Raw genomic sequence first — 23,420 nt, forward strand, 5'->3', positions numbered from 1 at the left:
ACCGTCGACCGGCCGTGCGGGCGAGACCGGGCGACCGTCAGCCGCAGGAGGCGAGGTCGTCCGGGTCGACGCCGTCGAGTCGGACGGCCAGCGCGTCCAGGCGTTCCCGCAGCTCGCGGATCTCGTCCAGGTCGAGGCCGGTCGCGGTGGCGATCCGGCGGGGCACGGCGCGGGCCTTCGCCTTCAGCGCGGCCCCTTCGGCGGTGGGCCGTACGGTGACGGACCTCTCGTCCTCGGGACTGCGGCGCCGCTCGACGTAGCCGGCCGCCTCCAGGCGCTTGAGCAGCGGCGACAGGGTCCCGGAGTCGAGCCGGAGGCGTTCGCCGATGCCCTTCACGGGCAGTTCGCCGTGCTCCCAGAGCACGAGCATGACGAGGTACTGCGGGTAGGTGAGCCCGAGGTCCTTGAGGGCCTCGCGGTAGACGCCGTTGAAGGCGCGGGTCGCCGCGTGCAGCGAGAAGCAGATCTGGTGGTCGAGCCGGAGGAAGTCCTCGTCCGGGACCGTGTCGAGCGTCTCCATGTCTCCAGGATACGCGAGGCCGCCTCGCGCACGATTGAGTTGTGCACAACTGAATAGTGCGCTATCAATAGAGGCCACCGCACGACACGGCCTCCCGAGGACAGGAACGGAAGAGAACATGGACGCGATCTACACCGCAGTCGCCACCGCCAACGGCCGCGAGGGCCGCGCCGTCAGCTCCGACGGCCACATCGACCTCCCCCTCGCCCACCCCCAGGCGCTCGGCGGCAACGGCCAGGGCACCAACCCCGAGCAGCTCTTCGCCGCCGGGTACGCGGCCTGCTTCGCCAGCGCCATGAACCTGGTCGCCCGCCAGGAGAAGATCGACATCTCCGACGCCTCCATCACCGCCGAGGTCTCCATCGGCAAGGACGCCACGGACGGCGGCTTCGGCCTCGCGGTCGTGATGCGCGCCGAGTTCCCCGACCACCTGCAGGGCGAGGCGGGCCTGACCCTCCTGGAGAAGACCCACGCCTTCTGCCCGTACTCGAAGGCGACCCGCGGCAACATCAAGGTCGACCTCGTCGTCGAGTAGTCCCCCCGGCACGGACACCGGAAGACCCCCGGCGCGCGACAACCCGCGCCGGGGGTTTTCCCGTACGCGCACGAGGGGTTCGCCTCCTGTACGGCGGGCAGTCATGGGGCGGCCGCCGGGTGGTGGGGCGCGGGCGCTGTCCTTGGGGCGCTTCGCGGCCCGTTCGACCGGTCGGCCGCGCGCACCCGCACCCGTACTCGTCCGCTTCCCTCCGGAGGGCAACTCCCCATGGTCGACCTCGATCGCCGCAGGTTCCTCCAGCTCGCAGGCGGCGCCGCCGCCCTGACCATGCTGTCCGACAGCATCGCGCGGGCCGCCGCCATCCCGGCGCAAGGCTCCACCGGCACCATCCAGGACGTCGAGCACATCGTCGTCCTGATGCAGGAGAACCGTTCCTTCGACCACTACTTCGGCGCGATGAAGGGCGTGCGCGGCTTCGGCGACCCCCGCCCGGTGACCCTGCCCAGCGGCAAGTCCGTCTGGAACCAGACGGACGGCAGGAAGGTGACCCTGCCGTTCCGGCCGCCGAGCGACGACCTCGGCATGGAGTTCCTCCAGGGCCTCAACCACGACTGGGCGGGCGGCCAGAAGGCGTTCAACGGCGGCAAGTACGACCAGTGGGTCCCGGCCAAGACCCCGGCCACCATGGCGTACCTCACGCGTGAGGACATCCCGTTCCACTACGCGCTCGCCGACGCCTTCACGGTCTGCGACGCGTACCACTGCTCGTTCATCGGCTCGACCGACCCGAACCGCTACTACCTGTGGTCCGGCCACACCGGCAACGACGGCACGGGCGGCGGCCCCGTCCTCAACAACGCCGAGGCGGGCTACGGCTGGAAGACGTACCCCGAGCGCCTGGAGGCGGCCGGGGTCTCCTGGAAGGTCTACCAGGACATCGGCGACGGCCTGAACGCCGCAGGGCACTGGGGCTGGATCAACGACGCCTACCGCGGCAACTACGGCGACAACTCCCTCCTCTACTTCAACACCTACCGCAACGCCCAGCCCGGCAACCCGCTGTACGACAAGGCCCGCACGGGCACGGACGCGTCCAAGGGCGAGGCCTACCTCGCCGACCTCCGCGCGGACGTCCAGGCCGGCCGGCTGCCCGAGGTCTCCTGGATCGCCGCCCCCGAGGCCTTCTCCGAGCACTCCAACTGGCCCTCGAACTACGGCGCCTGGTACATCGCGCAGGTCCTGGACGCGCTGACCTCGAACCCGGACGTGTGGGCCCGTACCGCCCTGTTCATCACGTACGACGAGAACGACGGCTTCTTCGACCACGTCGTCCCGCCGTACGTCCCGGCCTCCGCGGCGCAGGGCCTCTCCACGACCCCGACGGCGCTCGACCACTTCCCGGGGAAGACGGGGTACGTCGCCGGCCCGTACGGTCTCGGCCCGCGCGTCCCGATGATCGTCGTCTCGCCCTGGTCCACCGGCGGCTACACCTGCTCCGAGACCTTCGACCACACCTCGGTCATCCGCTTCATGGAGCAGCGCTTCGGCGTGCTCGAACCCCAGATATCGCCCTGGCGACGGGCCGTCTGCGGCGACCTGACCTCGGCCTTCGACTTCACGAGCACCAACGCCCAGCCCGCCCCGCTGCCGCCGACCGACGGCTACTACCCGCCGGACCGGAGCCGCCACCCCGACTTCCTCGCCACCGCCCCCGCGTCCGGCACCATGCCCCGCCAGGAGCCGGGCACCAAGCCCACCCGCCCGCTCAAGTACGCCCCGTACGTGGACGGCGCCGCCGACACCACGGCGGGCACCTACCGCCTCACCTTCAGCGGCGGCCCGGCCGCCGGCGCCCAGTTCTACGTGACCTCCGCGAACCGCACGGACGCGCCCTGGACGTACACGACCGAGGCGGCCAGGACCCTCTCGGACACCTGGAACACCAAGTACTCCAAGGGCGTCACCGACCTCACGGTCCACGGCCCCAACGGCTTCCTCCGCCGCTTCCGCTCCCCCGGCAAGACGGCGGTCCCCGAGGTCACGGCCCGCCACGACGCCTCCACGGGCAACCTGGAACTGACGCTGACGAACGGCACCGCGGCGGCGGCCACCCTCACGGTCACGAACACCTACGCGGGCACCCCGCAGACGGTGACCGTCCCGAAGGGAGCGACGGTCACCCACACGGTCGACCTGACGACGGCGGCCCGCTGGTACGACGTGACCATCGCGATCCCGGCGAACGCGGACTACCTCCGCCGCCTCGCGGGCCACGTGGAGACGGGCGCACCCGGCGTCACGGACCCGGGCATCCTGACGTACTGATCCGCACGGGGCGTCCTGACGTACACGGGCGCCCCGCCCTACCGAGCGCCCGGAATGCGGAAAGCACGGGCGCACCCCACCCTGGAGGCAGTTCTTCCCACCGGACCGCGGCTTCCGGAACCAAGGGGCCGCGGCCGGTCACGACCGGCAGGAGATCAGCCATGAGCGACTCGATGGTGCAGCTGGCAGTGGACTACCCGCTGCTGAACATGTTCTGGACCATGCTGCTGATCTTCTGCTGGGTCCTCTGGTTCATGCTCCTCTTCCGCATCATCGGCGACATCTTCCGCGACGACTCGCTCGGCGGCTGGGGCAAGTCGGGGTGGACCATCTTCGTGATCCTGCTGCCCTTCCTCGGCGTGTTCGTCTACCTGATCGCCCGCGGGCGCGGCATGGGCGAGCGCGAGCTGAACCGGGTCCGGCAGAACGAGCAGCAGTTCCGTTCGTACGTGCGGGAGACCGCCGGGAGCGGCGGGCACGCGGAGGAACTGGCCAGGCTCGCCGAGCTCAAGGACCGGGGCGCGATCACGGAGGCCGAGTTCGCGCAGGCCAAGGCCAAGGTCCTCGCGACCTGAGCGGTCGCAAGACCTCGGCTCCGTCCGCCGTTCCTACCTGATCGGAAACGCCACATGAAGGATCTCAAGTTCGAGCAGAAGCGCGCGATGTCACGGCTCGAGGCCGCTGACCAGCTCGCGGCGCTCGCGGCCGCGCTGCGGCAGGGCGGCGAGGCCGAGATGGAGTTCGGCCTCGGGACGCTGAGCCTGCAGATCCCCGACGACCTCCGCGGCGAGGTCGAGATCGAGATCGGCGACGGGGAGGTGGAGCTGGAGATCGAGTTCAAGTGGTCGACCGGACCGACCAGGCGCGCCCCGTCCAAGGAGGCGGCGGACCCGGAGAAGGCCGGGGACACGGGGAAGGCCGGGGACTCGGGGAAGAAGGCGGCCCCGCGGAAGCGGAAGAGCGCGCCCGCCGAGCCCGGACGGAACGGCGCCGGCGCCGGTACCCGCACCGCACGGAACGGTACGGGTACCAAAAAGACGGACACGCCGGTCAAGCCGCCCGCTCCGAAGGAGTCCTGACCGGTGGCCCGGAACGCGGCCACGGCGCTGCGCGCGGCACACCACGCCACGCCCGGGGAACGCGCGGCACTCGGCAAGGAGGCCCGGCGCCGCTCGCCGCGGTCCGGCCACGCCGAGTACCGGCCGGCCGCCGGCAGACCGGACCCGCTGACGGTCCTGGAGACGCAGTCGGCGACACGGGTCCCCGAACTCGTACCGATCCGCTACGGCCGCATGATCGAGTCCCCGTTCCGCTTCTACCGCGGCGCCGCAGCGATCATGGCCTCCGACCTGGCCGGCACCCCGAGCTCCGGGCTCACGGCCCAGCTCTGCGGGGACGCCCACCTGCTCAACTTCCGGCTCCTCGCCTCGCCGGAGCGGCAGTTGATGTTCGACATCAACGACTTCGACGAGACCCTTCCCGGCCCCTGGGAGTGGGACGTCAAGCGGCTGTCGGCCAGCTTCGTCATCGCGGCCCGGGCGAACGGCTTCGACGACGCCGAGCGGGCCCGCATCGTCCGCGCCACGGTCCGTTCGTACCGCGAGGCGATGATCCGCTTCGCGGGCATGCGCACCATCGACGTCTGGTACGCGAAGATCGACGCGGCCGGCCTGGAGGCCCTGGCCGCGGACCGGCTCCACAAGGGCGGGCGGAAGAGACTGGCCGACGTCATGGCGAAGGCCCGTACGCGCGACAGTCTGCAGGCCTTCGCCAAAGTCACCCGTTCGGTCGACGGCAAGCCCCTGATCGCGGCGGATCCCCCGCTGCTCGTCCCCATCGCCGACCTCCTGCCGGACGTCGAACGCGGCGCGCTGGAGCGTCAGTTCCGCGGCCTGATCGAGCGGTACGGACGCACCCTGCCCTCCGACCGGCGCACGCTCCTGGAGGACTACCGCCTCGTGGACGTCGCCCGCAAGGTGGTCGGCGTCGGCAGCGTCGGCACCCGCTGCTGGATCTTCCTGCTCCTCGGCAGGGACGACAAGGACCCCCTCTTTCTCCAGGCCAAGGAGGCCGACACCTCCGTGCTCGCGGCGCACGTCGGCGCGAGCCAGTACCGCAACCAGGGTGAGCGGGTCGTCTCGGGCCAGCGGCTGATGCAGGCCACGAGCGACATCTTCCTCGGCTGGGAACGGGTGGACGGCATCGACGGCCGCCAGCGCGACTTCTACGTACGGCAGTTGCGCGACTGGAAGGGCATCGCCATGCCGGAGACGATGAACCCGAGGCGCATGACGGCGTTCGGCGAACTGTGCGGCGTCACGCTGGCCCGCGCGCACGCCAGGTCCGGCGACCGGATCGCCATCGCCGCCTATCTGGGCGGCGGCGACGCGTTCGACCGCGCCCTCGCCACCTTCGCGGAGGCGTACGCCGACCAGAACGAGCGTGACCACCGGGCGCTGAAGGACGCGGTGCGGGCGGGCCGGCTGCCCGCGGAGGAACTGCCCGAGGCCTGACCCGGGGGCGCGGCTTGACCCGGGGGGCGGCTTGACCCGGGGGCGTCCGGACGTCGAAGCGCAAGGACAAGACAACCATGGCATCACACAACGGCACCGCCGAGGGCGCCGCGAAGGCGCGCCTCGTGCTGCTGACGCTGGCGGCCGGCCAGTTCCTGATGGCGCTCGACAGCTCCGTCATGAACGTCTCCATCGCGACGGTGGCGGAGGACGTCGGCACGACGGTGGTCGGGATCCAGGGGGCCATCACGGCCTACACCCTGGTGATGGCGATGTTCATGATCCCCGGCGGCAAGATCGGCGCACTGATCGGCCGCAAGCGCGCCTTCATGATCGGCTGCGTCATCTACGGCTGCGGCTCCCTGACCACGGCCCTCGCACCCAACCTCCCGGTGCTGCTCATCGGCTGGGCGTTCCTGGAGGGCATCGGGGCCGCGCTGATCCTGCCGGCGATCGTGGCGCTCGTGGCGGGCAACTTCCCCGCGGAGCGCCGTCCCGCCGCGTACGGGCTCGTCGCCGCGGCCGGCGCGATCGCCATCGCGGTCGGTCCGCTCGTCGGCGGTGTCGCGACGACGTACTTCTCCTGGCGCTGGGTCTTCGCCGGCGAGGTCCTCGTGGTCCTGGGCATCCTCGTCCTCGCCCGCCCGATCGCCGACGCGGTGAGTGACGTGCGTCCCCGCATCGACCTCGTCGGCACGGCGCTCTCCGCCCTCGGGCTCGGGAGCTTCGTCTACGGCGTGCTCCGATCGGACGAGTGGGGCTGGTTCCGGCCCAAGCCCGACGCACCCGCACTGCTCGGGGTGTCCCTGACGGTGTGGCTGATGCTGCTCGGCATGGGGATCACATGGCTGTTCCTCCGCTGGGAGGCCCGCCTCGTCCGGCAGGGCAAGGAACCGCTGCTCGACCCCGCCATGCTGCAGAACAAGCAGCTGAACGGCGGCCTGACGATGTTCTTCTTCCAGTACCTCGTCCAGATGGGCGTGTTCTTCGTCGTCCCGCTCTACCTCTCCGTCGCCCTGGGCCTCTCCGCCCTCTCCACCGGTGTCCGGCTCCTGCCGCTCTCGGCGACCCTGCTCGCGGCCGCGGTCCTCATCCCCCGCTTCCTCCCGGACGTCTCCCCCCGACGGGTGGTACGGAGCGGGATCACCGCGCTGCTCCTCGGCGCGGTGACCCTGATGGCCGCACTCGACGCGGACGCCGGCGCGGAGGTGGTGACGGTCCCCATGCTCCTGATCGGGCTCGGGATGGGGGCACTCGCCTCCCAGCTGGGGTCCGTCACCGTCTCCGCGCTGCCGGAGGAACAGAGCGCGGAGGTCGGAGGCGTCCAGAACGCCGTCACCAACCTCGGCGCCTCGATCGGCACCGCACTCGCCGGATCGGTCCTGATCGCCTCGCTCACCTCGTCCTTCCTGGCGAACGTGGAGCAGAATCCGGCCGTTCCGGCCAGCGTGAAGAGTCAGACGGCCGTGGAACTCCAGAGCGGCGTGCCGTTCCTCTCCGACGTCCAGCTGGAGAGCGCGCTCGACGAGGCCGGCACCAGCGAGCAGCTGACACAGGAAGCGCTGGAGGCGAACGCCGCGGCGCGCCTCGACGGCCTTCGCGCCGCACTCGCCATCCTCGCCTTCGCCGCGCTGATCGCCCTGTTCTTCACCCAGCGCGTCCCCACCACCCAGCCCCGCTCGGCCAGGCGGTGACGGCCCGGACGACCGAACGGTGACGAGCGGTCACGGCCGTTCGTCGCGACCGCGCGGTCAGAGGCGGAGGATGACCAGGGCGGTGTCGTCGGTGATGCCGGCGGGCGGGATCAGGTCGGTCAGGAGAGCGTCGGCGAGGTCGTCGGGCTCGGCCGCGCGATGGCGCGAGAGCGAGTCGGCGAGCCGCCGGAGGCCGGTGTCGATGTCCTCGTGGCGGCGCTCGACGAGCCCGTCGGTGTAGAGGACGAGGGTGGATCCGGCCGTGAAGGCCGTCCGGCTCTGGGGGCGGGACTCGTGTTCCGGCCGGGCCCCGAGCGGGGGGTCGGTCGCCCGGTCCAGGAACGTCACGGTGCCGTCCGGGTGGCAGAGCGCCGGTGGGAGGTGCCCGGCGCTGCTGTACGTGAGGGTGTGCCCGGCCCGGTCGATGAAGACCGACACGGCGGTGGTGGACTCCGCACCGTCGACATGCCGGGCGTACAGGCCGAGCACCTCAAGGGCCTGTGCGGGACCGGTCGCCACCCTCGACGCGGCGGAGAGGGCGCTGCGGAGCTGGCCCATGACCCCGGCCGCCTGCAGCCCGTGGCCGACGACGTCGCCGACGGCGACGGCCGTGCGGTCGCGGTCGGGCATGTCGATCAGGTCGTACCAGTCACCGCACACGTTCAGGGAGCCGGTGGCGGGCCGGTACCGCACGGCCGCGCGATGGTGGTCGAGCGGGCCGGGCGCGGGCAGCATGGCCTGCTGCAGATGGAGGGCTACCTCGCGTTCGCGGGCGTGGGCCTCGCGCAGGCGCTGGTTGAGTTCCTGCAGCTCACGGGCTCGCGTGTAGAGCTCCGCTTCCAGGACCCGGGCCCCGGAACCGCCGCGGGTGCCGCGGGCGCGGATGAGTTCGGTGACCTCCTCGACCCGGTGCAGCACCAGGGCCACGGCGCCGTCGGGCCCGAGCACCGGGACGTTGACCGGGCTCCAGTACCGCTCCTCCCACTCCCCCGGCCGGTCGGGATCCTCCACGTCGTAGCGCTGGAGCGCCATGCTGTCGCTCTCCCCGGTGGTCACGACCCTGTGCAGGGACGCGTGCAGGTTGCGCATGCCGCTCGCGGCCGGGTCGCCCGGGTTGTCGGGGAAGACGTCGAACAGGTAACGGCCCGTCATCTCCTCGCGGGTGAGCCCGGACAGCGCGCTGTACGCCTCGTTGACGTCGACGAACACGAGGTCCCTGTCCAGCAGGGCGACCGCGCCCGGCAGGGCACGGAAGACCGCTTCGAAGTCGATGCCGGTTGTGCCCACGTTCCACCTGCCCACGCGAGACCTCTGCGGTCTTCCGCCCTCTCACCATAGGCACGGACGGGCCGGTCGGCCCGGCGGGAAAGGCCGGAGCCGCCGGCGGGGCCGCCCGGCGGCCCGGCCGGTGGTCGCGGCGCCCGGGCACGTATGTGCCTCAGGCGGTGGTGGCTCCTGCGGTGAAGAGCGCCGCGACCCCCGGCAGACCGGCCTCGGCCAGGGCGCGGCGCTGGCGGTCGGCCGCCGTCCCCCGCCGGATGAGCCGCTGGACGAGCGAGGCCACCTCGCGGTGGTCACCGTTGTCCTCCAGGGCGGGGCGGATGTACCGCAGGAGCGCGCGCAGCACGGCGTCGCTGCTCCGGAGCCTGCCTCCGCCGGCCACGTCCACCAGCGTGCCGCTCAGCCCGTGCCGGGCCGCGTGCCACGTCGCGGCGCGCAGCACCTCCGGCCGGCAGGGCGCGGCGCCGACCCCCGCCTTCTCCTCGGCCATCGCGGTGGCCGTGAGCCCGCGGACGACGCCGGCGAGCATCACCGCGTCGTCCGCCTCCGCCTGTACGTCACAGCAGCGCACCTCGACGGTCGGGTACCGCTCCGAGAGCCGGGCCTGCCAGTACAACTGCCCCCGGTCCGGGATCAGCCCCGGTTCCACCAGAGCGTCGGCCAGCGCCTCGTAGTCCGCCGCTCCTTCGAAATGCGGTGGGGGGCCGCTGACCGGCCAGCGGCCGAAGATGATCGTGCGCCAACTGGCGAACCCGGTGTCCCGGCCGTCCCACAGGGGCCCGTTCGCGGACATCGCGAGCAGGGTCGGAAGCCAGGGGCGCAACCGGTTCAGGACCGCGACTCCCGTCGCGCGGTCGGGGATCCCCACGTGGACGTGCATGCCGCAGATCAGCTGCTCGTCGACGAGCAGTCGGGCCTCGTCCCGCATCTTCAGATACCGGTCCGTACGTGTGAGGGGTACGGGTGCGGCGTCCCTGACCGGGGCGGCGCCGGAGAGCGCGATGCGGCAGCCGTTGGCCTCCGCCGCGGAGGCGACCGCGTGGCGCAGCCGCAGCAGATGGCCCCCCACCTCTTCGAGGGCCGTGCACACGGGGGTGGCGACCTCGATCTGCGCCTGCAGCAGCTCGTCCTGGACCTCCCGCGCCTCCGCGATCGTCGCCAGGCCGGCGGTCGCCCGTACCTCCCGCACGAGCGGTACGGGAAGCAGCGTCGCCGGGTCGACCAGCAGGTACTCCTCCTCGACCCCGACCGTGATCACGACGGGTGCCGGCAGCTCGTCATGCCGGTTCCGGGACGAAGGGACGCAACTCGTCGCCGCCCGCCTGGACGACGCCGTAGCTGCTCTCGGGTACCTCGTTCCAGGCACCGGGCAGATCACCGAGGGGTTCGGACACGATGAGGCGGGACTCGTCGGACACTTCCCGCAGGAACGCGACGTCGGGGTGCAGCTTGCGCAGGGCGTCCACACGCGTGCTGTAGAACAAGGACCGGGAATGGCCCGCGCTCGAGTAACGGAAGGCCCAGAGCCGGTCGCCGTCGGTCACGGCGATCGTCATCTGCATCGGGAACTCCACGCCGTGGTCGCGGCCGATGCGCTCCACGACTCCGACCATCCGGGCCACGGCACCCGGCGGGTCCTGGTCGAGGCCAAAGGTGACCGCCAGGTAGAACATCACCTCCGAGTCCGTCGTTCCTTCGACGTCGGAGTACAGCGCGGGGTCGATGAGCAGGGACAGGTCGCGGTGCAGGAGAGGGAAGTCCGCGATGGCGCCGTTGTGCATCCACATCCAGCGGCCGTGCCGGAACGGGTGGCAGTTCGACTGCTGGACCGCCGTGCCGGTCGACGCCCTGATGTGGGCGAAGAACAGGGGTGAGCGGACGTGATCAGCGATCTCCCTCAGGTTGCGGTTGTTCCAGGCGGGGCCGATGTCCCGGAGCAGGGCGGGGGTGGCTCCGTCCTCCTGCGGGTACCAGCCGACACCGAAGCCGTCGCCGTTCGTCGTCTCGACGCCCAGACGGGAGTGGAGACTCTGGTCGATCAGCGAGTGGGCGGGTTTGTAGAGGATGGTGTCGAGCAGCAGGGGCGTACCCGAGTATGCGAGCCATCGGCACATGAGCGATCACCTGTGTTTTTGCCGCCGCCGGCCCCCCTCCGCCTTCCAGCATGGCATCTGCGCCCCCGGCTCGCCGTTCCTCTGCCACATCCGCCGAGGCACCGGGGTCGACGGACCCCTATTCGCCGAATTCGGGGTCGGCGGAAGTGCGCTTGTAACGACATGGGTAGGACTGACCGGGCTCCCCGAGCACCGGGACGCTGCGGCTCATCCGCAGCTCTCCCTTCTCCATATAGAACGGCAGCAACTTGTTGTCTTTCCCGTTGTCGAATTTGAGCACCAGATAGGGTGTCAGGCCGGGGTCCTTGTTGACCGCATGCCATTTCCCGTCGGTCGTACGACGCGTCACCTTCCAGTCCTCAGGACCGGGACCTTCCCACTCGACCGGAAAATCCTTGACGGAGAAGGTGTAGTCGTCATGCAGACGAATGACCGGAAGCGGCGATCTGCATTCCTGCCCTCCGTCCCATCGACCGACCAATTCCGAATGCTCTACGGACTCCGGGGTCTCCGCGCGGGCGGGGGCGGGTTGAATGATGCCGCAAGCGGTCGAGGTGAGTACTGTCAGAATTGCAGCCCCAAGGCCTGTACCGATGCGAAATACGTCGAGCTTCACGCGATCTGCTTCCAGTCGTTGCGGGCGGCGGGGCCGCCCCCCAGGAATCCCTGAGGGGCGGCCCCGCCGTTTTTCAAGGCGCGTCCCGACCGGGCGGACCGGTGGGAGTGAACACGTCAGCCTGTCGTCAGAAGAGGCTGCCCAGCCAACTTGTCACGCTGTCCAGGAAGCCACCCCCCGAGTCCCCCGACGACGATGACGACGACTGCGACGGAGCCGCGGGGTCGTTGAGATCGACCGTCTCCGTCCACGTGATGTCCTGCTCCTGCTTGCTGAAACGCCCCGTACTGTAATAGTCGTTGAGCGGGGCGGCGATGTTTTCGCTCCACCAATCGCTGTACCCACCGAGCTCCGGGGCGATGTGCGATCCGGAGTTCATGGTGCTGTTGTTGTGCACGTGGAACTGAATGGTCGCCGTCCCCGCCTCCTTGTCGATGGACTTGACGGTGTAGTCCATGTTGTAGGAACCCAGGAACGCCGCGGACATGTTCGACGTGAAGTCCATGAAGACGGTCTTGGAGTTCAACGAGTGGTTCAGCCCGTTGTTCTCCATCATCTTCGCGTCTTCGTTCCACGTCTGGGCGACATTCGCACCCAGGTTGTAGTTTCCGCTGTTGATGTTGTCGGCCGCGATCTCCCGGACGCGCTGGACATGATAGTGGTCCATGAGCGTCTGAGTGAAGGCGTCGTTTCCACCGAAGTCCCGTTGCTTGGGTCCTTCGCCCGAGACCCATTCGAATCCCAGATCCACTCCATTGGGATTACCGGCGGTTCCGAAGCACGAAGGGCACTGGTCCCGAAGGATCGGCTCCGCGGCGAGAACGGGCGCGGCAAGCGTGTCGGCGACCGTCGTGACGGTGCCGACCCAGGCGGAGGCGAAGTTGTCGTCCCAGGGGCAGAACGAGCCCCCTTCGCACCAGTTGTGCCCGTCGATCTCGATGCCGCTGATCGGGTTGCCGCCGGTGAAGGCGTAGCGGTTCCCCGTGAAGGGATCCGATCCCAGGCGCATGTCGGACAGGGCGCCGTTGTACATGTCCCGGCTGGTGAAGCGGTTCAGGCCGGGGCTGTAGTCACGGAAGCCCATGTCGTAGGTGCCGGTGGCGGAGTCCCAGCGCTTGCCGTTGAAGCGGTAGGGGTTGTACGCCTCCTTGTCGGGCTGGGCCGTGTCGGGCTTGTCGACGCCGGTGAACTCGGCGTCGTTGTTGGTGCCGTAGGCGGTGTAGCCGTAGGTGGACTTGGTGTCACCGGTGGAGTCGGTGAGGGTTTCGACGTCGGTGTGGCCGTTGTAGCCGTAGACGCCGAGCTCCTCGGAACCGTCGGTGTTGCGCTTCAGCTGCGTCAGCCGTTCGCCCCACGGGCTGTACTGGTAGGACTTGGTGATCTCACCGGCGACGGCCTCGTTGAGAACCTCACTGGAGGTACCGAGGTAGTTGAAGTCGGTGGTCTTGCCGCCCTCCGTCTTGGACGCCGTGCGGTCCAGGGGGTCGAAGACGTAGGTGGTCGTCTTCGTCGTGACGCCGTCGGCCTGCAGCTTGGCGTTCCTGACCACGTGGTCGAAGCCGTCGTAGTCCCTGTCCTCGGCCACCTTGCCGGCCGCGACGACCGTGTCCAGCCGGCCGTACGGGTCGTAGTTGTAGCTGTTGCTCGCGGCGCCGATGCTCGAGCTGAGGAGCCGGTTGCGGTCGTAGGTGTAGTTGGTCGTGACGTTCTTGATCGTCTGGGTCACGACGTTGGCGTTGTTGTCGTGGACGTAGGTCTCGGTGCCCGCGCCGGTGCCCGTCTTCACGGACTGGGACAGCCGGTTGACCGGGTCGTAGGTGTAGTTCGTGGTGGAGTTCAGATACGCGCCGTGGTTGTCGGCGTTCATCTTGGACGCGACGTCCTGCGCCTGGTTGCCGTTGGCGTCGTAGGTGTAGGTGTGCGAGGAGACCAGGATCCCGTTGGGCTTCTTCTCGCTCTGGCTCTTCAGCGCCGCGTTGAGGTAGTAGGTGTAGTCGACCGTGTTGCCGTTGGCCTTGGTCTCCTTCAGCCGCAGGCCGCGGTCGGTGTAGGTGTAGCCGGTGGTCTTCGGCGAGGCGTCCGACGCGGACTTGCCGACCTTCACCGTCGTGACCAGCTCACGCAGGTCGTAGATGTACTGCGCGTACTGGTCCGGGTGGGTCGTCGTCTGCTTCTGGCCGTTGGCGTCGTAGGTGAACGACGTGGCCTTCTTCTCGACGCCGGACAGGGATTCGCTGACCTTCTGGACCTGGTTGAGGCCGGTGTAGGTCATCGAGTACGTGTCGACCTCGGCACCCGAGGAGGTGTCCCCGATCGAGGTGAGGTTGCCGTTGAGGTCGTACGAGTAGGTGAAGTTCTTCTTCTCGTTGTCCGTCTCGGTGACGGTACGGACGATCTTCACGGCGTCGGCGACGACCTTGCCGGAGGCGTCGGTCGCCAGGGTGATCTTGGACGTGTTCCCCTGCTTGAAGGTGAACGCGCCCAGCGAGACCCAGGTGCCGCCACCGGTGGTCTGGTTGACCGCCTTGTCCGTGGTGCCGCTGCCGTGGGTGACGGTGTACTTCGCTGCCGTGGAGGCGCCCGAGGTCGTCGGGTACTTCGCGTAGGCGGTGTAGCTGCCGTCCTGCGGGACGTTCAGGGTCCAGGTGAAGGTGTCCGTCGACGCGCCCGCCGCGTGGGTGCGGTGGTCGTAGCCCTGCTGGCCGGTGGCCGAAGCCGTGGCCCAGGTGCCGGTCGCCGAGACGGTCTGGGTGTCGGAGTTGTCCGCCACCACCACGTGGGCACCGACCGGCACGCCGTCGTCGGAGCGGGCCTGGAGGCTGCCGTCGGGGTAGTACGCCCAGCCCTGGGTCCGCGAGCTGGACCCGCCGGCGGAGGTGAGGGTGCGCGAGACCTGCTGGCCGGTCTGGTTGTAGCCGTAGGAGGTGACGATGTCCCACGGGTCGGTGGACGTCTTGGTCCAGCCGTTGTCGAAGTAGGTGTAGTCGGTGTCGTTGCGGACCGTCTGACCCGCCGACGGCGGCGCGGAGACGCGCGCGGGGCGGCCGACCGCGTCGTAGGTCGTCTGGGTGTAGACGTTGGGGTCGTTGTAGCGCGTGTCCGCCGGGTCGTAGGGCTGGAACCGCTTGACCGGGCGGTTGAGCTTGTCGTACTCGGTGCGGCTGGTGAAGTCGTCCACGGCCGCGGTGGCGGCGCCGCGCGGAGTGATCACCTTGGTGGTGTTGCCCATCTGGTCGTACTCGTACTTGGTCGACCGGACCGTGGTGCCCTCATAGGGAACCTTCTGCTCGACGACCTTGCCGCGCTCGTCGTAGACGACCTGCGACTTGTTGCCTTCCTTGTCGGTGGTCTCGACGACCAGGGAGTCCTTGTCGTACGTGTTGGTGGTGAACTTGCCCGCCGCGTCGGTGACCTTGGTGACGCGGTGGTTGAGGTCGAAGGTGCTCTTGCTGGTGTAGTCGGTGGTGTCGGCGGTGGCGTTCTTCTTCGGGTCGATGACCGTGACCGCGTTGCCGACGTTGTCGTACTCGTAGGAGACCTTGTCGCCCTGGGCGTTCACCACCGCCATGAGCTGGTAGATCTCGTTGTAGGTGTTGGTGGTGACGTAGTCGTCCGGGACGGAGGTCGTCGCCACGCCCTTGGGCTCGGTCGTGGTCTTGAGGTTGCCGACCTTGTCGTAGGTGTAGCGCGTCGTGCGACCGCTCAGGTTGTTGTCCGGGCCGGTCGACTGGGTCACCTGGTCCGCGGGGTCGTAGACCGCGGTGGACACCACGCCGTCCGCGGCGGTGCTGGTGGTGACGTTGTCGTTGGCGTCGTACACCGGGGCCGGAGTGGTGATGAACACCCCCTGCGCCTGGTCCTTGGGCAGCCTGTTGACCAGCGGACGCTTGAAGACGTCGTAGGTCTGGGTGGTGGTGGTGCCCAGCGTGTCGGTCACCGAGGTGACCTGGCCACGCTCGTCGTAGACGAACGAGGTGGCGTGGTTCTCCGCGTCGGTGATCGTCCTGGGGTAGCCCATGACGCTGAAGTCGGAGTTGACGGTGGAGTTGCCGTTGGCGTCGGTGGCCTTCGTCAACTGCCCGTAGGCGTCGTAGTCGTACTTGGTGGTGTAGTCGTCGGCCACCGCGGTGGTGGCGGCACCCTTGGGGTCGGTGACCGTCTTGAGGTTGCCGAAGGCGTCATAGCCGAACTGCCACTTGCGGCCCTCGGGGCTGGTCTTGGTGGACAGGTCGGCCGAGAAGCCGTCCGCACGGGTCTGGTACGTGTAGACCGTCGCCGCGGTGCCGTTCTTGTTGGCCTCCGCGTCCTTCATCGTGAGCGGGTTGCCGGTCTTCGGGTCGTACGTCCAGGTGGTCTGGGAGCCGTTCGCCTCCCTCTGCAGGATGACGTTGTTGTCCGCGTCCCAGGACAGGTCCATGGACTCGGACTTGGCGTTGGTCGACTTCACCTGGCGGCCGAAGTCGTCCAGGACGTAGTCCGTGGAGTGCGACTCCGCATCCGTGACCTTGGTGTCGGTGAACTTCGCATTCGTCGCGTTCGCCTTGTAGGCGAACGTCGTGTTGCTGTTCAGCCGGTCCGTGATGGTCTTGGTCCACCAGTGGTACTTCGGGTCGTCGCCGGCCTGCGGGGCGTAGTAGTCCAGCTTGGTGGCGTTGCCCCGGGGGTCGGTGGCCGCAACCAGCTTGACGTTCTTGTTGCCCTGGGTGGCGTCGTAGGTGAACTTGAACACCTTCGGCTGCGAGGAGCCCGCGCCGTCGGTGAACTGGCCGAGCAGGCCCTTGTCGGTGTACCAGAAGTTGATCTTACGGCCGGACACGTCGGTGACCGACTTGATGTGGTCGTAGATCTTCGAGTTGGTCAGGTTCGAGCCAGTGGCGATCGTGCCGGTGCCCGAGACGTACTCGTAGGAGGCGTCGCCCTTCTTGAAGTAGTCCACCGTCAGCGTCTGCCGCGACGCCGGGTCGGTGATGTACGTCAGGAACTTGGTCGGCTTGTTGTTGGACTTCCGCTCCTCGTAGGTGAACAGCATGGTGTTGCCGTTCTTGTCCACCGTGGAGGTCAGGTAGCCGTCGCAGCCGAACAGGAAGCGAGTGCCGTCCGGCCTGGCCATGGTCCAGGCGTCCGGGATCGGGTCCTTCAGCGGCGTGCAGTCGAGGCCGGCCTTCGCCGTCAGCTTGTAGTGGACGCCGGCCGGCGCCTTCCAGACGCTGTTCACGCTGTCCCAGCGGAACACGTGCGTGGTGCCGTCGCCGTCCGGGAGGCGGATCTCCGTCGGGTGCGGCTTCGGGTGGAACTCCAGCGGCGCGCCCAGCCGGATCGGCCCCGACGCCTGCATGGACCAGCCCGCACCGGAGACGGTGTCGGAGGTGTCCAGGCTGTTGTAGGCCAGCCTGAAGAACGTGTTCAGGCCCCGGCCGGGGTTGTTGAACGCGTTGTACGACCAGGACACGTTGCCGGAGGAGAGGTTGTTCATCAGGCTGGCGCCGGCGCCGGTGTTCTTGCCGGTGTAGCCGTAGAACTTTTCGAGACCGAGCTGGTTGGAGGTGGGGTCCTCCACGGCCACGTTCTGCTTCAGGCCGGGGATGCCGGAGGTGCCGGACGTCCAGGTGCCGGTGGTCTTGTTGTAGACGTCCCAGGTCAGGACGTAGTCGGTGCGCTTGTTGCCGTTGTCCGAGTTGATCGGGGTCTTCACCACGGCCCGCAGATCGACGCTGTCACCGGGCGCGACGGTCGACGGCAGAGCGGTCTGCACCTGGTTGCCGCCGGTCGTCACGTCCGTGCCGTCGGGCAGGGCCCACTTGTAGCTGAGGACATGGTCGGCCGCGTTCCAGGAGGAGGCGGTGGTGTTGGTGAGGGTGAAGTCGACCGTGTAGTCGGTGTTCGGCGTCATCCGCGCAGGGGTCTGCGGCGCGAAGTACGTCGACTCGGTCGTCGAATCGATGTACGTGACCACAATGCGCGGACGCAGCCGCTGCTCGGTGCCCTCGGAGGACAGGAACAGCGTCCGCTCCTGCGAAGCGGCCTCGTCGGCCATCTTGAGGAGCACGCCCTGCTGGGAGGCGGGGGCGCTCACCCAGGACTGGGCGAGGGAGGTGACGCTCCAGTCGTGGCGTGCGGGGTCGTTGGTCTTGGCCCCGGTGTCGCCCGCGACAGCACCGAAGTCGCCGCCCGCGGCCGTCCAGTTGGTGGTGGCGTCGGCCTTCACCCACGTGGCCGCGGCCTCGTCGAAGTCACGGCTGAGCGGCCGGAGTTCGTAGACCGCACCCGTGGTGTCCTGGGCGGTCTGGGTGGACCAGAGGCGTACCTTGGCGTCCAGGACCCGGGCGGTGGTGGGGATGCCGAGGGCGGGGAACTTCAGGACCGCGCGGGTGTCGCCGTAGGTGGCGGAGTTGTTGCCGACGCTGAGCCAGTTCTTGGGGCCGCCGTCGTCGATGGTGTCGTGCGTGGTGGTGGTGCGGGCGGAGGACAGGGTGGTGTCCTGCGTCGCGTCCAGGACCTTCGTCGTACGGCCGGCCTTCGGCAGACGCACGAGCTGCGTCGGGGCGGCGACGACCTGGCCGTCCTTCGTCTTGACCGCGACCATGTAGTAGTACGCGCGGCCGAACGGATCGGGGTCGTCACCCTTCGTCGGCGTGGCGGAGGAGTCGGTGAACGCCGTCGTCCCCGGCGCGACCGGCGCGACCAGAGTCGCGGCCGACGGGGTGAAGGTCTGGCTGATGGAGCGGTGGACCTGGTACTCGACCAGATCGTCACCGGTCGCGACCGGGTCCTTGTCCTGGTAGGCGGACCAGTTCAGCTCGGCACCCGTGTCATGAATGGTGGTCGGAGCCGCGAGGTCGACACCCTGACGGCCGTAGGTGAGGACGAGTCGCGGGTAGTTGGCGACTTCGCCGCCGTAGCCGAACTCACTGCCCTCGTAACGCGGGCCGCCCTTGGGGCCGCCTGCGGACTCGTCACCGGCCTTGATGACGAACCCGTTGTTGGTGTAGGTGCCGTCGATCCACTGCTGGACCGTCTTGGTCACCGGGAAGGAGTGCCAGGCGTTCAGCTCGCCGGGCTGCTTGGTGACCACACCGCCCTTGGTGAACCGCATGGCGTCCGCGATCACCGAGGTGGCGGTCGTGACGGGTCCGTCGCCGAGGACGACCTTGCCGAGCGTGCCGGCCTTGAACGGATGCGAACCGAGCGTCTTCCACACACCGCCCGTACCGGCCTGCTGGTTGACCGTGTACGCCTTCGACCCACCGTCATACGTCACGGTGTACGGAGCGTTCGCCGCACGGTCGGACGCCGGAATGTAATGCGTCTCGACCTGGTACGTGCCGTCCTCCGGCAGGCTCGGCTGCCAGGCGTAGGTGTCGCCCGCGACCGCATCCTTGTTGTACATGTACGTCTGATTCACCGCGTACTGCGTGTACGCCGTGTTCCCCGACGCAGGCCACGCACCCACCGCCGCCGTACGCCCGGCCTCACCGTTGTCCACCACGACCGACGTACCCGACAGCTCACCGGTGAACGTGCTCGCGCTGTTCCACGTCGCGCTCTCCTCGGTCCACGCACTGGTGGCACGGTGCGCCTCCAGCTGGACCTCGGAGTCACCCGTCGTATGGAACTGATCGAAGTACAGCTTCAGATCAGCCGAATCGATCTTCGTCCCGGCCGGAATACCGCCCACAGGGAACCGCAACAGCGCACGCGAAGCACCCGTGCTGGTGTTACCGACCGACAGACGCCAGTTGTCCTTGTAATTCGTCGTCGGACCGTCCGACGAGATCATCACGTCCTGCGCCGTCGACGGCGTCGGAGCGATCGAGATCGTCGGATCGATCGTGACCGGATACTGCCGCTCAGGCGCCGCAAGCCACTTCGCGTCCGGAGTCACCGTCAGCGTCCAGCCCCCACCGGCCTTCGCCAGCTTCTGCCGCACGGCCGAGCTGTAACCGGAACCGTAAGGAGCCTTCGCGTCCTTCCCTGCGTCCGTCATGAACGCCGCGGGGATGATCAGGACCGGATCCGCACCCTCACCGAAGAACGATATGGAACCGTCCTTGCTCGCCTTCGGCGTCAGCCCACCGGCATCAAGGGTGAAGGTAAAGGACACCGGACCGGACGGCTTCGCGTCCAGGACGATGTTCTCCTTCACCCGCCCAGGCCCGACCACATACGACAGATCCGCACCGCGGACCGCGTCCTTGTACGTGACGGTGTCACCCTTGGCAACCGGAACGAGCTTCCCCGCACCCACCAGACCCAGGGTCACCGTGTGACCGCCGGCCTCGAACCGCAACAGCCGCTCGGCATCCGTACCGAAAGAACTACGGGCGGCATTCGTCTTGTTGGAGAACGCGAAGCCCTGGGCATCGGAGGCGACGACCGTCGGGTCGATGTCCTTCCAGAACTTCCCCGCCAGGTAGCCGGTCGGGACGGCCGACACCTCGGCCTGCACCCGCCCGTCGGACAGCATCCAGTAACGGGCGTTCGCCGAACGCTTCCCGGTCAGCTCGGCAACCCGCTTCGGCTTCGCCGCCGCCTTGCCGGCCGGCAGCTTCTGCCGGCTGGGGAGTTCCCGGCTCTCGTCGGCGGGAGGCTTCGTCTCGCCCTCATCGTCCGAGAACCAACCCGCGACCGTGTCGAAGACGCCCTTGTCGTCGTTCGTCTCCGGTGCCTGCGGAGCCCCATAGGCGGCCTGCGGCAGCAGCGTGCCTGCTACCGCCGCCACGACCAGACAGGAGACATATCTCCTGTACGGAACTTTCACCTCAATACCTTTCGGCATCGACACACCCGCTTCGCTGCGCGCGAAATGGGCATGCCGAACGAGCTGGTGCGGAGATCTCCGCCCAGCTTGGAGCAATGCGGAGTGATCGCTCAGATGGCGCGAACCATGATCACGAGCATTGCAGCAGGCGTTCTAACACTCTCGTGAGACCCGGGCAACCCCCACGACATAAAGGACAAATAAATGGCCGTAGGGGTGCGGTTCGCCCTTTTCTTCCGGTCGCTCGCACTCGTCCGGTGACGTGGTGTATAACGACCCGGTTCATGCGCCAACCAACCGAAAGTCGGGCTCTCTCATGTCGTCCAATGAACTTGCGGAAAGCCCGGTGCGGGAGGAGAACGGACCCGAGAACACGGAGGGGTCCCCGGACCGGCGGGGCCTGCTGATCGCGGGCATCACCCTGCTCGCCTGCTTCGGGCTGGTCGGCTACGGCATCCTCGGCACCGACGAGCAGTCGAAGCCTTCCGCCGCACCGACGGCAGAGGTGAAGTACGAGGTCACGGGAACGGGAACGGCCGAGATCTCTTATCTCACCCAGAGCGAGACGGGTACGGCGACCGTCGAGAACAGCGTCACGCTCCCCTGGACCAAGTCGGTCCAGATACCCCTGGGCAAGGCCCCGACCGTCACCGTGGTCCTCGACGACAAGGGCGGACAGGCGTCCTGCACGCTCGCCGTTCGCAACAAGCACGTCCAGCGCGCCACCACCACGGGCGCATTCGGCCGCGCCACATGCTCGGCAGAGGCTCAGACTGCACAGGAATAAATACGTCCGCCCGAATTCCGGAAAACCAATTCACCCGGAACCCTGAAGCGTTCCGAAATCAATCTCCTGCGATTCCGTCGCGCTGCGCGCGCAGTGCCGCGACGATAGCCGTGGTCGTCGGGTCGGCCGTCTCTGTGCGACGGGTCGCGGCGAACAGGAGGCGCAGGATCGGGTGATCCTCGATGGGCGCCGTGCGAATTCCGGGTGTGGCCGGGTCGATGGCCGTCCGGGGGACGAAGGCGGTGGCGAGGCCGGCTCGTGCGAGGGCGAGCTGGGCGGCGATGTCGGCGGTGACGTACCGCGTCGTGGGTGTGAAGCCTGCCTGCCGGCAGGCGTGCAGGACGGCCTGTCCGCAGTCCGTGGTCGGCGGCGGTACGACGAGGTGGTGCGTGGACAGGTCGCGCAGGGCGACGGGGCGCTCGCCGGAGCCGTCGGCGGCGGTGACGACGAGCAGTGGATCGTCGAGCAGCGGCGACACCTCGACGCCTGTGGGCCGGGTCTCCGGCAGGTGGTGGTAGCGCTGGCCCAACACCACATCGACGGTGCCGAGCGTCAGTTCCCGCAGCTGTGCCTGGTCGCTGACGAGACAGGTCACGGCGAGCTGCGGATGCCGGGAGCCCAGGGCGGTCAGCGCGGGGGCCACGATCCCGGCGACAGTCGACGGCAACGCGGCAAGCGTGGCGGTGGCGCCGACCGTGCCCTTGACCGCTGCGACAGCGCACTCGGCCTCCTCCATGGCGGCGAGGATCCGGTCGGCGTGATCGAGGAGGACGCGGCCCGCCTCCGTGAGCGCGACGGTTCGCCCGTCGGGACGCAGCAGATCGACGCCCACGTCGTGCCGCAGTGCGGCCAGCTGCTGGGACACGGCACCGGGAGACAGCGCCAGGGACTGGGCGGCCGCGGTGATGGAACCCCGGGCGGCGACGGTCTTGAGCATGTACAGACGGCGGGCATCCAGCATGACTCGATAGATTACCTAAAGAGTCCCCTCAGGAATCCGCCCCTTGACCTGCTGAGTCGAGTCGAGCGACCTTCTGCGCATGGAAATCCTCGACTGCGTCTCCGCGGTGGCCCGGCCCCTCCACGACTTCGGCGACGAGTTCATGTCCGACGACGCGACCGCCGCCGTCGGCCTGCGCGCCGGGTTCGCCCCGGGGCGCGGCTTCTACTGCCGCGGCCGGTTCGGAGTGCTCGGCGAGGCACCGGCTTCGGTGGTCCAGGCGGTACAGGGCTTCCTCGGCCCCGACCTGGTCACCGTGGGCTGGCTGGCCGGACGACCGGTGATGCCGCCGGAGGAAGCCGCCGCCTGCTACGCACAGGCCGTCCGGACGTGGGGACGCGCGAACATCCCCGCCCACGCCGACGTGGAGCACTTCAACCGCCTGGCGCAGCGGCTGATCGACGCCGCCGACGCCGACGGACTGCCGCTGTTCGCCGGCTGGCGCGCGCAGCCCGTACCCGACGACGACCCGGTGGGGGCGGCCATGCAGCGCGTCCACGTCCTGCGGGAACACCGTGGCGCCTGCCATCTGACGGCGGTGCGCCTGAGCGGGCTGAGCGCCCGGGAGGCGATGGTCGTCAACCTGGGCGTCGAGCGGGCGACCCACTACGGCTGGCGAGAGCCACGTCCCGTCGCCGCGACCATGGCCTCCCGCCGGCTGGGCGCCGAGCGTCTCACCGACGAACTGCAGGCGCCGCTGTACGCCACACTGACCGCCCGGGAACGTACGGAATTCGCCGAGCACGTCGCCGCGTTGACCAGTGCTCCGGCCTCGTGACGGCCGCCGGAAACGTGAGGCATCCGGGTGATCCCGGCGTGTCGCTGCGGTGGCGCAGGTCATCGCGGGGGCACCGTGGACGGGGACACGGAAGAGCCCGCAGTCGCAGGGAAAAACCTTCCTGCGACCACGGGCGCGTGGTGGGGCGGGTGGGACTCGAACCCACGGCCGACGGATTATGAGTCCGCTGCTCTAACCGGCTGAGCTACCGCCCCGATCGGTGAGGCGCGTACATGTGTGCGCGCCGTCTGCCGCAGCATAGCCGCTCATACGATCTCCTGCTCCGGAAGATCGGCTCTGCCGACCATGAAGACCCCGGCGCGCCCCGCATGGTTCCCTGGGACGCGAAAAAGGACCCCGAAGGGTCCTCTTCCGTCTCGCTCCCCCGGCTGGACTCGAACCAGCAACCCTCCGGTTAACAGCCGAATGCTCTGCCAATTGAGCTACAGGGGATCGCGCTCCCCCGACTGGACTCGAACCAGTAACCTGCCGGTTAACAGCCGGCTGCTCTGCCAATTGAGCTACAGGGGATTGCTGC

The 23,420-nt window shown here is 68.8% G+C and carries 15 protein-coding genes and 3 tRNA genes; 8 read left to right on the forward strand and 10 right to left on the reverse strand.

Annotation, left to right across the window (positions count from 1 at the left end):
• Window positions 1-37 precede the first annotated feature (37 nt).
• Window positions 38-520 carry a MarR family transcriptional regulator gene (locus tag ACIA8N_RS03195; RefSeq protein ID WP_365777577.1) on the reverse strand — a complete coding sequence of 161 codons (483 nt, stop codon included), beginning with the start codon at window positions 518-520 and terminating at the stop codon, window positions 38-40.
• A gap of 118 nt (window positions 521-638) precedes the next feature.
• Here ACIA8N_RS03195 and ACIA8N_RS03200 point away from each other — a divergent pair, with 118 nt between their 5' ends.
• The 6 genes from ACIA8N_RS03200 to ACIA8N_RS03225 all read left to right on the forward strand — a co-directional run bounded on the left by ACIA8N_RS03200 (window position 639) and on the right by ACIA8N_RS03225 (window position 7,548).
• Window positions 639-1,055, forward strand: coding sequence for an organic hydroperoxide resistance protein (locus ACIA8N_RS03200; protein WP_365777579.1), 417 nt, complete (start codon window positions 639-641; stop codon window positions 1,053-1,055).
• 228 nt (window positions 1,056-1,283) lie between these two features.
• On the forward strand, window positions 1,284-3,341 hold the full coding sequence (locus ACIA8N_RS03205) for a phosphocholine-specific phospholipase C (protein ID WP_365777581.1): 2,058 nt from the start codon (window positions 1,284-1,286) through the stop codon (window positions 3,339-3,341).
• 161 nt (window positions 3,342-3,502) lie between these two features.
• The gene (locus ACIA8N_RS03210; protein ID WP_365777583.1) at window positions 3,503-3,916 is read left to right on the forward strand and encodes an SHOCT domain-containing protein; all 414 of its coding nucleotides are present in this window, start codon (window positions 3,503-3,505) and stop codon (window positions 3,914-3,916) included.
• Between the two features lie 54 nt (window positions 3,917-3,970).
• Entirely contained in the window at window positions 3,971-4,420 is a 450-nt protein-coding gene (locus ACIA8N_RS03215) for an amphi-Trp domain-containing protein (RefSeq protein WP_365777585.1), read from the forward strand.
• 3 nt (window positions 4,421-4,423) lie between these two features.
• On the forward strand, window positions 4,424-5,854 hold the full coding sequence (locus tag ACIA8N_RS03220; RefSeq protein WP_365777587.1) for a DUF2252 domain-containing protein: 1,431 nt from the start codon (window positions 4,424-4,426) through the stop codon (window positions 5,852-5,854).
• A gap of 77 nt (window positions 5,855-5,931) precedes the next feature.
• The gene (locus ACIA8N_RS03225; RefSeq protein ID WP_365777589.1) at window positions 5,932-7,548 is read left to right on the forward strand and encodes an MFS transporter; all 1,617 of its coding nucleotides are present in this window, start codon (window positions 5,932-5,934) and stop codon (window positions 7,546-7,548) included.
• Between the two features lie 57 nt (window positions 7,549-7,605).
• Here the strand turns inward: ACIA8N_RS03225 and ACIA8N_RS03230 are convergent, their stop codons facing one another.
• From ACIA8N_RS03230 to ACIA8N_RS03250, 5 genes are all read right to left on the reverse strand, one after another.
• Window positions 7,606-8,835, reverse strand: a complete 1,230-nt coding sequence (locus ACIA8N_RS03230) for a SpoIIE family protein phosphatase (protein WP_365777591.1) — start codon at window positions 8,833-8,835, stop codon at window positions 7,606-7,608.
• 151 nt (window positions 8,836-8,986) lie between these two features.
• Window positions 8,987-10,087, reverse strand: coding sequence for a glutamate--cysteine ligase (locus ACIA8N_RS03235; RefSeq protein WP_365777593.1), 1,101 nt, complete (start codon window positions 10,085-10,087; stop codon window positions 8,987-8,989).
• 19 nt (window positions 10,088-10,106) lie between these two features.
• Window positions 10,107-10,943, reverse strand: a complete 837-nt coding sequence (locus ACIA8N_RS03240; protein ID WP_365777595.1) for a class II glutamine amidotransferase — start codon at window positions 10,941-10,943, stop codon at window positions 10,107-10,109.
• 118 nt (window positions 10,944-11,061) lie between these two features.
• Window positions 11,062-11,559, reverse strand: a complete 498-nt coding sequence (locus ACIA8N_RS03245; protein WP_365777597.1) for a hypothetical protein — start codon at window positions 11,557-11,559, stop codon at window positions 11,062-11,064.
• Between the two features lie 127 nt (window positions 11,560-11,686).
• The gene (locus ACIA8N_RS03250; protein ID WP_399415556.1) at window positions 11,687-20,335 is read right to left on the reverse strand and encodes a DNRLRE domain-containing protein; all 8,649 of its coding nucleotides are present in this window, start codon (window positions 20,333-20,335) and stop codon (window positions 11,687-11,689) included.
• Window positions 20,336-20,663: 328 nt separating this feature from the next.
• Between ACIA8N_RS03250 and ACIA8N_RS03255 the strand changes: the two genes are divergently transcribed.
• Window positions 20,664-21,104, forward strand: a complete 441-nt coding sequence (locus ACIA8N_RS03255) for an MmpS family transport accessory protein (protein WP_365785818.1) — start codon at window positions 20,664-20,666, stop codon at window positions 21,102-21,104.
• A 58-nt stretch (window positions 21,105-21,162) separates the two neighbouring features.
• Here the strand turns inward: ACIA8N_RS03255 and ACIA8N_RS03260 are convergent, their stop codons facing one another.
• Complete coding sequence (locus tag ACIA8N_RS03260) at window positions 21,163-22,065, reverse strand: LysR family transcriptional regulator (protein ID WP_365785820.1); 903 nt, start codon at window positions 22,063-22,065, stop codon at window positions 21,163-21,165.
• A 79-nt stretch (window positions 22,066-22,144) separates the two neighbouring features.
• Between ACIA8N_RS03260 and ACIA8N_RS03265 the strand changes: the two genes are divergently transcribed.
• Complete coding sequence (locus ACIA8N_RS03265; RefSeq protein WP_365785822.1) at window positions 22,145-22,882, forward strand: hypothetical protein; 738 nt, start codon at window positions 22,145-22,147, stop codon at window positions 22,880-22,882.
• A gap of 138 nt (window positions 22,883-23,020) precedes the next feature.
• On the opposite strand, the gene ACIA8N_RS03270 is transcribed toward ACIA8N_RS03265, so the two are convergent.
• The 3 genes from ACIA8N_RS03270 to ACIA8N_RS03280 form a co-directional block, all read right to left on the reverse strand.
• Window positions 23,021-23,097: transfer RNA gene (locus tag ACIA8N_RS03270), tRNA-Ile, on the reverse strand.
• Window positions 23,098-23,262: 165 nt separating this feature from the next.
• Window positions 23,263-23,335 (reverse strand) — tRNA-Asn (locus ACIA8N_RS03275).
• A 5-nt stretch (window positions 23,336-23,340) separates the two neighbouring features.
• Window positions 23,341-23,413 (reverse strand) — tRNA-Asn (locus tag ACIA8N_RS03280).
• Window positions 23,414-23,420: the final 7 nt, after the last annotated feature.

Origin of the sequence: Streptomyces sp. NPDC051822 (genome assembly GCF_044452745.1) — a bacterium.
Classification (GTDB): Bacteria; Actinomycetota; Actinomycetes; order Streptomycetales; family Streptomycetaceae; genus Streptomyces.